Raw genomic sequence first — 9,631 nt, 5'->3', positions numbered from 1 at the left:
TATCCTGGTTTGAAAGTGCTAAGAAAAATAGAAGAGTGGCAGTGACAGAATACTTAAGGAATCCCCAATACACGTTAAATTAATTCAAATATTTGAAAGTTTGGAAAAAACAATATGCTAGGAGCCAACTGCGTAACTCCTAGTATATTAAGGAAGAAAATAAAATAGAATTATCAAAAAATATAAATATTAAATATCGAAAGTGTACTTTTATAAAGTTTATTCCGGTTCAGATCACCAGTAGCATTCTGGTGAAATCTGCTCTCAAGTCCACCCTACAAGCAAAATTTTGTTGCCTATGGTCGAAAAATCCGTAGTCAGATTTTGCATTGCAGTGGACATTCCAGTAATTCCTTTTCCGTAGACTGCTATTTGTCTCACCCTTTTACCTTTATCTCTATTTGCGTCCTTTCAAATCAGATAGCCGGCAATCATTGTACTATGTGACAATATATATATCTTTTTATTCGTTAAAAAAAAGGTATGTCATCTATAGTTACCTTAATTTGGAAGCTTCCGGAACAGATTCGTAAAGGGAAAGGATTAGTAAATAGTTCCTTAATCGCAAAGCTGAAATAAGCTACAGAAAGAGCCTTTCATGAGTCACGAGACTTTTTATCATGTAATCACAGTGGGTACAGATCTTGCCAGCTTTACATCTGTCCTGTATGTTGCAAATGACAGGTTTCTTTTGACAAAAAGGTAATGAAATCAAAAAGATAGTGAAATCAAAAAGATAGTGAAATCAAAAATATAATGAAATCAAAAAGATAGTGAAATCAAAAAGATAGTGAAATCAAAAAAGTAATGAAATCAAAAAGGATATGGGGAGTAAAAGGTAGATTATAAGCCTTCTGAGCCTCCATATCCAGAAATACAGAGTTTATAAGCCCTGTTGACGAGTTTCAGCATTTTAGGATCTTCCCTCTCGATTTTTATTCCGCAGGCGAGGGAAAGGTATTCGGCAAGGTCAAAAACTCTTATTTTTTCGTTCTGTCCGGCTTCAATAAGATTCTGCATGCAGCCCCCGCAATTCGTGATAATTATATCACATCCCATTTTTTCGGCAGCTCTGTAGCGGTCAGATGCCACATCCAGGGACTCAGATGGATAATTGACCCTTACTCCACCTCCATAGCCGCAACATGCCGAATTTTCAGGGGTTTTGTTGGCAAGTTCGGTGCCAGGAATTTGCTCAAGCACATCTCTTGCTTCTTGATATACTCCCATTGCCCTGGTCAGATGACATGGATCATGATAAAAGACTTTATGCTTGAGCACAGTTTCAGGTGTGAGTTTTCCTTCCTTTATAAGAAGCTCAAGGTACTGGGAAACGTGCAGCACCTGAAAATCAAGTTTCCCAAAAATTCGAGGGTAGATATCTTTAAATGCCTTAAAACAGCCAGGACATGCTGTAATGAGAGTTTTAGCTCCCCTTTTCCGGATTTCTTCAATGTTCCGCTGTCCGTTCCTGTGAATAGGACCTGGATCTCCGGCTCCCGCAGATACGGCTCCGCAGCAGTATTCGACCCCACTCAGAACAGTATAATCGACTGCGGCCTTATCCAGCAGCGCAATCGCAGCCTGTGCCATAATTTTGTTAATATACGTACCTGCACAGCCAGGAAAATAGACTACTGAACCTGAACTTTCTTTATACGCAGGAGTTTCGTCCAGCTCGGCAATCTTCTTAAAGAGGTTGTTCTCAGCTCCAGGGTCTAGCATTGTCTGCCTGTCGGTAAGTCCATGTTCACTGACCCACTTCTTCCTAGCAGGAGAAATTAGCGTTTTTATTCCCAATCCCACTGGGCAGGCATTTATACAGAGCCCGCAGGTAAGGCAGCGCAGCAGATAGTCTGCATCAATTTCCGATTTTCCTTCCAGATATCCATACAACCGGTTAAACAAACCCGGGTCATTGTAGCGAGGGCAAACCTTAAAGCATTGTCCACATTCTTTACACTCTGACCTGTGTTTTTCTACGATGTCCATTTTTAACTCCATATCATTTTAAATTCATGCGACTTATTGTCTCTTTATAATGTCCATTTTTAACAGGTATTTTTAACAGCTATTTTTACAGGTACTTTTAGCAGGTATTTTTAACAGATATCTTTAATAGGGGATCATTAAAACTTCCTTTTTGACAGGAAATTCTTAAAGCTTCCTCCTTGATATGAATTTTATAAGTTATTTCTTGAAAGAAACCCTAGAAACCACTTAAAGGTTCACGAGAATCACTCACAAACCGCTTAGAGATCATAAAAACCACTCAGAAACTACTGCGAAGTCAGTAAGTAACTGAAAAAATCCTTTAAAATTGCCAGAAAATCTTTAAACATTCTCTTTTTGACAGAAATTCTTTTATTCCCCCTGTCTACATTCTGTCCGGATAACTGTTCATGAACTTCAGGAAAACCTTAATAACAGATTAGAAGTGCGGACAGGTTTATTCCCAAAAAAGATAAGCTAATATTCAACCATACTATCATCTATATGTAGCTATATACGCAGCCAGTAAAAGGAAGGGGTTAAATATCTTCAACGAACTCAAAAACAGCGCAAGAAAGCTGATAATTCCTATTGCCCGCCTGATTCCCTTATCTCCGAATACCCTCACGTTGCTGGGTTTTGCCGTAAGCATCGCTGCAGGGGCAGCATTTGCGCTGGGCAAACCTTTTGCAGGTGGTCTTCTTATTCTTTTTAGCGGGATTTTTGATGTCCTTGACGGAGGAGTTGCAAGGGCAAAAGGCCGAATTACGCCTTTTGGAGGCGTGCTCGATTCGGTTTGTGACCGGTACTCCGATGGTCTAATGTTCTTAGGAATAATAGCAGGCGCGGTTAACGGCAGGCTTGTCCTTCCCCCGATTGTGCAAATAGAAGGCTGGCTCTGGGCAGGCTTTGCCCTGATAGGCTCTTTCCTGGTAAGTTACACTCGTGCCCGTGCGGAATCCGCAGGCTGCCGGAAACTGTCAGTAGGAATTGCCGAACGTACGGAAAGAATGATTCTCCTGGCCCTGGGCGGAATTTCAGGTTTTCTAAGCTGGGCTCTGGTACTTGTAGCTGTGTTTTCCCACATTACCATTATCCAGAGAGTCCTTAGGGCAAAAAGCATATTGGGTAAGCCTTAAGAAGCTGATTTCCAAAAACCGTAATAGAGTAGATTCTACTAAGAAATTCAGATAAGGATGACGTCTATGAGTTATGGACTATTGTAAAAAATATAGTGAAAAGAATTTCTCTACGCTCTTCCACCGATACTCATTTATACTACATATTTGATTACAATAGTTAACGATGGTGAACAAAGAGGTTTGCCATTGAGGAAGTACAACCTGCTCTGCGGGGCCGTAGGGTAGCCTGGTCCATCCTGCAAGACTGGGGGTCTTGCGACCTGAGTCCAAATCTCAGCGGCCCCACCAAATTTTTATTTCAAACTTTTATTTATACGTTAATTTTGATAGACTTTACTCGTTGTTGCATTTATCCATGGGGCTTTATTTGTTTTTGTTTTCTTGTTCAATTTAGCTCTTCTTGTTCAATTCTCAGATTCTTTCGTTGTTTTCATTGTATTAGAACAGAAGTAACCTGCTGTATTTTTTATGTTTGGTTTATACTTTTTATGTTTAATATTAAACTATCAGACTAAACGCATATGATATTCTTCTAATAACAAGCACAAAGAAATGAAAGTACTTTTCAATTCACCCTTTTTTGATTATTGATCTCGTCATTACCTTGGGTAGTAAAGTTGTCCTAATTATGGTTTTTCAAACTATTGCTAAACTGATCAGTGAATTACCATACAAAGCTTAAATTTGATAAGAAGCAGAGAATCAATAGGAGTAGTGGGTGCCAATTCAATTTTGTATTTTCATGTTATGTTAAAAATAACAGTTAATTATTATATTTAAAAAATTGGGGCGATAAAAAGTTATATATGATTATACTTCCAATATACTATTATACGACTCACACATACTTAAAATTAAAATTCATAAAGTATTTCTGGGTCGTTGATAGAGGAAACTGTGTCAGATAAAATTATGATACCCAGAATCTTTCGCTGGGTACCTGAATATTTTTACTAGTGATATATCAAAGTCAGGTTCCTTGAGTTCTTAATATTGTCGTGTGAGCTTCACACACAAACATTACCATTTATGCATGTCACATTAGACTTACCTCAAATGGAAAAGGTAGCTTATGACACAATTCATAGTACAGCTTCTTATTGCACTTGCGGAAAGATAGATACAATCAAGCTGTTTCATAATATTTAATTACTTTTTAATAACTTTATAGTGCTGTATATTGCATACTTTCCTAGATTTTTTTAAAAAATACAAAAATATTTTATAATATAACCTGTATAAACCCTGGATGTCAACTTAGCTAAAGAACAGAGAGGAAAAAACCTTTCAGAAGAGTTGACATGGCTAAAGGCCGTATTAGTAAAAAAGTAATTATTGCCCAGAGGGAATCACATCCTATGGCCAGTAACAGGTTTTGAATGATAGAAGCCAAAAATTCTAATATCCGGCCCCACTTCCAATGACTGATCACTATAATGTGATTGGAGAGTGAGACTCTGTGTGCAACGTGTCTGCCCCACATAAATCGCAGAGAACTGAATGGATAGATTCAAAAATATTACGCAGACGTAATAAGAATCTTTGAATTACCGTATAGACCCGGCGTAATTAGATATTTGATATGAACTCGGTCTAATTAGATAGTTCGGAAAAACATTACGAGTACGTAATATGGAATTTTGAGAAATATCTGGGAAAGAGTATGCGATTATCCTGGATTTTTGAGTTTACTCAAATAAGTCCAACCTTATAGGCGATACAATGCTAAAAAGACAGACAGGAACCCTATTCCTTATAGCAGGTCTTATTTTAACAATCGTATCAACTGTTGGAGAAATATAACTATTTTATAGTTTTTTGAGTTTACGCAGATTCCAAATCCAACCCAAAGGTGATACGATGCTAAAAATAAATCAGGAACCCCTATTCCTGACAGCATACCTTAGTTTAACGACCGTATGTGCTTTGGGAAAAAATAGGCTCTAACCCTATGGTTTTTTGAGTCCACTCAAATTCCAAACCCAACCCAAAGGTGATACGATGCTAAAAAGACAGATAGGAACCCTATTCCTGGTAACATGCCTTATTTTAACAACCGTACCCGCTGTGTTAGGCGCACAGAACACAATAACTGTAAAACCGACGTCTGGATCAGGTGCCCAGACTGCAATTAATAATGCAATAAATTCCGTAGCATCAGGAGCGACATCAAGTAACCCTGGATATGTTCTCCTTAGTGCTGGCACTTATAAGATAAGTGCACCTATAGTTATGAAATCTAATGTGGTACTGAAAGGTGCAGGCGACGATACAATAATCTTTGCTACCGGTTCAGTTTGTAACTCTGGAGGAGCACCTGCATATATATTCGGGCCAGGTGTCTCCAACGTTGAAGTATGCGACCTTCAGTTCAAAAGTACGGCGACCGGACCTGGTGATGGAGGTCACGGAGATTATAGAAACTGCATAAAATTCACGTCTTCGAGTGATAGTAAAGTACATGATATTTTATTCACTCGCTATCTGTACGGTGATGGTGTCAGAATCAGTAAAAGTTCTGGAATAGAAATATACAACTGCAGGATGCATTCCGTAGGACACGACGGTGTATCATTCTTATCAGGTACTAAGAATTCCAGAATGTATAACTGTGATGTTGAGGTTCAAACCAATACAGGTGTCAGGATAGACAATTGCGTGAATGTTGAAGTGGATCACAATACCTTTTCAGGTAGTACCGGTTCTGGCTGGTGCTGCGTTGAGCTGGAAAATTCACTGACAAATGCAAATGTCCATCATAATATAATGCATGACTTTAAAGGCTCAAGCAGCAGTGCAGGCATTGGAAATATTCATGCAAGCGGATCAATTAGCGTTCATGATAATGTTATGTGGAATGTGTCGCCGTACGTTGCGGTAGGATCAGGCTCAAATATACTAGGACCATCTGACCACAGCGTTAAGAATTGGGTCGCAAAAGGTTATGGATACGGCTCTCTTAACAACTAATTCAACAAACACGACACATATTCAATAGATAATATATTCCGCGTTAAGAGTCCTGCACATACGTACTACAGTACATGATCTTACAGTTTGAACTCGTATAGTTCGTTCGGAATTTGCAGGATCAATGAAGAAGAGGAAGACAAAGTTGTGGCATACTTTGCCCACAATTTATTTTCTGATAAAAGGAGAATATGAAACTGTTCTCTTTCTTTTATCTACTTTCCGTTAACTTTTTTGCTTATTCCAATAATGAGAAAGTTGTGTACTATGGAGAAAATTAATCTTTCTACCTGAAATTTTTTATATAATGACTCTTGAGATTTGTGATTTTACAGAAAAATTGGCACGTTGCCATTAACACATTTCAGGGGTTTTACGTTTCGTCATATAAATTTTCAGTTACTATAAGGAAAACAAAAGTATTTTATTGCCCAGTTTCTTAAAAATTATATAGCTTTATTCCGAATTTTTGAGGTTAATGGCAGAAGTATTCAAGTAAGTTCAGTTACTCTTTAATAACTTTTATGATTTTTTAAGATATTGCTGTATTTATTTTTTAAATTTTTTTAAAAAAATACAAACTATTTTATAATATAACATTTCTAATTCTGGAATGTCAACTTAGTAATTAAACAAGAGGAATAGAAAAACTTTTTAATCAAGTTGACTTTGCTAGAGGTCGTAGTTAGTGAAACAGGATGTATTGACCAGAAGAATAACATCTTTGGTCAGTAACAAGTTTTGAATGATAAAAGCAAAAACTTCTAATGTCCAATCTCACTTCCAATGACTGACCCCTATAATGTGATTGGAGAGCGAGACTCTGTGTGCAATATGTCTGACCCACATAAATCGCAGAGAACCAAATTCCAAATCCAACCCAAAGGTGATACGATGCTAAAAAGGCAGGTAGGAACCCTATTCCTGATAATATGTCTTATTTTAACAACCGTGCCCGCTGCTTTAGGCGGACAGAAAACAATAACTATAAATCCGACGTCTGGATCCGATGCCCAGAATGAAATTAATAATGCAATAAATACCGTAGCATCAGGAGCGACATCAAGTAACTCTGGATATGTTTTCCTTGGTGCTGGCACTTATCAGATAAGTGCACCCATAGTTTTGAAATCTAATGTGGTACTGAAAGGTGCAGGCGACGATACAATAATATTTGCTACCGGTTCAGTTTGTAACTCTGGAGGAGCACCTGCATATATATTCGGGTCAGGTGTCTCCAACGTTGAAGTATGCGATCTTCAGTTCAAAAGTACGGCGACCGGGCCTGGTGATGGAGGTCACGGAGGCTATCGAAACTGCATACAATTCCGGTCTTCGAAGGATAGTAAAATACATGATATTTTATTCACCCGCTATTTGTATAGTGATGGTGTAAGAATCACTAAAAGCTCTGGAATAGAAGTATATAACTGCAGAATGCATTCGACCGGGCATGATGGTGTAGGATTCTTATCAGGTACTAAGGATTCCAGAATGTATAACTGTGATGTTGAGGTTCAAACCAATACAGGTGTCAGAATAAACGATTGCACAAACATCGAAGTGGATCACAATACGTTTTCAGGTAGTGCCGAGTCTGGATGGTGTTGCGTTGAGATGGTAAATTCACTGACGAACGTGAATGTCCATCATAATATCATGCACGATTTCAAAGGATCAAGCAGCAGTGCAGGCATTGGGAGTTTTAATGCAAACGGATCAATTAATGTTTATGATAACGTTATGTGGGCTGTATCGCCTTACGTTATGGTAGGATCCGGCTCAAACATATTAGAACCATTTGATCACAGTCTTGAGAATTGGGTAGCAAAAGGATATGGATACGGCTATGTTGCCAACTGATTCAACAAACACGATCGAAGATATTCAACAAGTGGAACATATTCAACAGATGGAATGTATTCAACAGATAGAACGTATTCAACATTAAGCGTTTGCACATACGTACAGAACAGAATCACACAGTTCGAGTTAGTTTTTGCAGGATCGAAGCGGTAGAAATAGACAAATGTGTGGCGTACTTTGCCCACAAATAATTGCCTGGAAGAATGTGGACAGGAAACTGTTCTCTCTTTATTGATTTTTAATGTTTTTTCTTTCTGTTCTTTTTATCATTTCATTCTTTTCTTTTTATCATTTTATTCTTTTCTTTTTATCATTTTATTCTTTTCTTTTTATCATGTTTTCTCTTTTTCCGTTTTTTAGCATTGTATCTTCCCATATATTTAAAAGATTTGAGCCTATAAAATTAGATTTTTTTATAAATAAGCAAATAAAACTTACTTTTATAAATATATACTAAAAAATGAAAAAATTTAAGTATAGTTTCTAGAAGTTTAACAATTGAATTAAATTTTTCTAACTGAATACTATATGTGAGTTTAATGAAGAAAAAAGAGGCCATTTATGAAATAATCTTATTTTCAATATCCTTAGTTTTGCTTTTATTTTCTTCCGCAGCATCAGCAGCTACAGCTGAAAGCGGTTCGCCCACGGTCACCGAAACTCAGATCACCACTAATACATCATATCAATGGGATCCTGCAATCTATGGGAATAGGATAGTGTGGACGGATAAGCGCAATGGAAGCTGTAATATCTACATGTATGATCTCTCCACTAAAAAGGAAACTCAAATCTCTAATTATGAATCTGGGTATGAAGATACGGGGAACTCTGCAGTCTACGGCGACAAGATAGTGTGGACACATGGTTACGAGGAATACTGGCAGATCTACATGTATGACCTTTCCACTTCCAGGGAAACTCAAATCACCACCAATGGACGAGCATACAATCCTGCTATTTATGGTAATAAAATAGTTTGGCTGGATGACCGAGATAATGATTATAAATATGATATTTACATGTACGATCTCTACACTAAAAAGGAAACTCAGATAACCAGCAGCGGACCAGCAGACAACCCTGCTATTTACGGTAACAGGATAGTATATGCCGACGACCGCGAAGGAAACTATGATATCTATATGTATGATATTTCTACTAAAAAGGAAACTCAGATAACCAGCAGTCCAGATAACCAGGTGTCTCCTGCTATCTATGGTAACAGGATATTGTGGAAGGATGATGGTGGGGAGGACGATGGTGGGGAATATCATGGTATATACATGTGCGATCTTTCCACTAATCAGAAGTTTAAAATTACCAGCTATGGTTGGGATGATCCTGCTATCTATGGTAACAGAGTAGTATATACCGATAATCGTAATGGAAACTACGATATTTACATGAGCACTATTTCAAGTGAAGAACCAGAACCAAACCTCCCTGTTGCTGCATTTTCTGCTTCTCTAACTTATGGGAAAGCACCACTGAAGGTTAAATTTACTGACACAAGCACAGGAACACCCACAAAGTGGATATGGAACTTTGGAGATGGATCAAAGTCATTCCACCAGAATCCGACTCACAAGTATTCAAAAGCAGGAGTATATACTGTTAGCTTAACAGTAAAGAATGCTGTAGGTAGTAACACGGTAACA

General features: G+C 37.8%; 6 protein-coding genes and 1 tRNA gene. 5 read left to right on the top strand and 2 right to left on the bottom strand.

All coding sequences use genetic code 11. From position 1 onward, the window contains the following. Positions 1-264: 264 nt before the first annotated feature. Entirely contained in the window at positions 265-381 is a 117-nt protein-coding gene (locus A9239_RS18995; RefSeq protein ID WP_230628809.1) for a hypothetical protein, read from the bottom strand. A gap of 462 nt (positions 382-843) precedes the next feature. Then, positions 844-1,992 carry a (Fe-S)-binding protein gene (locus tag A9239_RS10230; RefSeq protein WP_048120093.1) on the bottom strand — a complete coding sequence of 383 codons (1,149 nt, stop codon included), beginning with the start codon at positions 1,990-1,992 and terminating at the stop codon, positions 844-846. Positions 1,993-2,591: 599 nt separating this feature from the next. Between A9239_RS10230 and A9239_RS10225 the strand changes: the two genes are divergently transcribed. The 5 genes from A9239_RS10225 to A9239_RS10205 form a co-directional block, all read left to right on the top strand. After that, positions 2,592-3,131 carry a CDP-alcohol phosphatidyltransferase family protein gene (locus tag A9239_RS10225; protein ID WP_176722129.1) on the top strand — a complete coding sequence of 180 codons (540 nt, stop codon included), beginning with the start codon at positions 2,592-2,594 and terminating at the stop codon, positions 3,129-3,131. A gap of 213 nt (positions 3,132-3,344) precedes the next feature. Then, positions 3,345-3,422, top strand: a tRNA-Pro gene (locus tag A9239_RS10220). A gap of 1,713 nt (positions 3,423-5,135) precedes the next feature. Further along, on the top strand, positions 5,136-6,104 hold the full coding sequence (locus tag A9239_RS10215; RefSeq protein ID WP_048156709.1) for a right-handed parallel beta-helix repeat-containing protein: 969 nt from the start codon (positions 5,136-5,138) through the stop codon (positions 6,102-6,104). 894 nt (positions 6,105-6,998) lie between these two features. Then, the gene (locus A9239_RS10210; protein ID WP_048156712.1) at positions 6,999-7,967 is read left to right on the top strand and encodes a right-handed parallel beta-helix repeat-containing protein; all 969 of its coding nucleotides are present in this window, start codon (positions 6,999-7,001) and stop codon (positions 7,965-7,967) included. A 542-nt stretch (positions 7,968-8,509) separates the two neighbouring features. Further along, a partial coding sequence (locus tag A9239_RS10205; protein WP_141706430.1) for a PKD domain-containing protein occupies positions 8,510-9,631 on the top strand: 1,122 nt, incomplete at its 3' end.

It is taken from the genome of Methanosarcina sp. A14 (assembly GCF_001729375.1).
Taxonomy (GTDB): domain Archaea; phylum Halobacteriota; class Methanosarcinia; order Methanosarcinales; family Methanosarcinaceae; genus Methanosarcina; species Methanosarcina barkeri.
This window is presented reverse-complemented; position numbering and strand designations above follow the sequence as displayed.

Coding starts and splice junctions, on each gene's coding strand:
- A9239_RS10210 (WP_048156712.1), top strand. CDS start 6,999: ATGCTAAAAAGGCAGGTAGGAACCCTATTCCTGATAATATGTCTTATT.
- A9239_RS10215 (WP_048156709.1), top strand. CDS start 5,136: ATGCTAAAAAGACAGATAGGAACCCTATTCCTGGTAACATGCCTTATT.
- A9239_RS10230 (WP_048120093.1), bottom strand. CDS start 1,992: ATGGACATCGTAGAAAAACACAGGTCAGAGTGTAAAGAATGTGGACAA.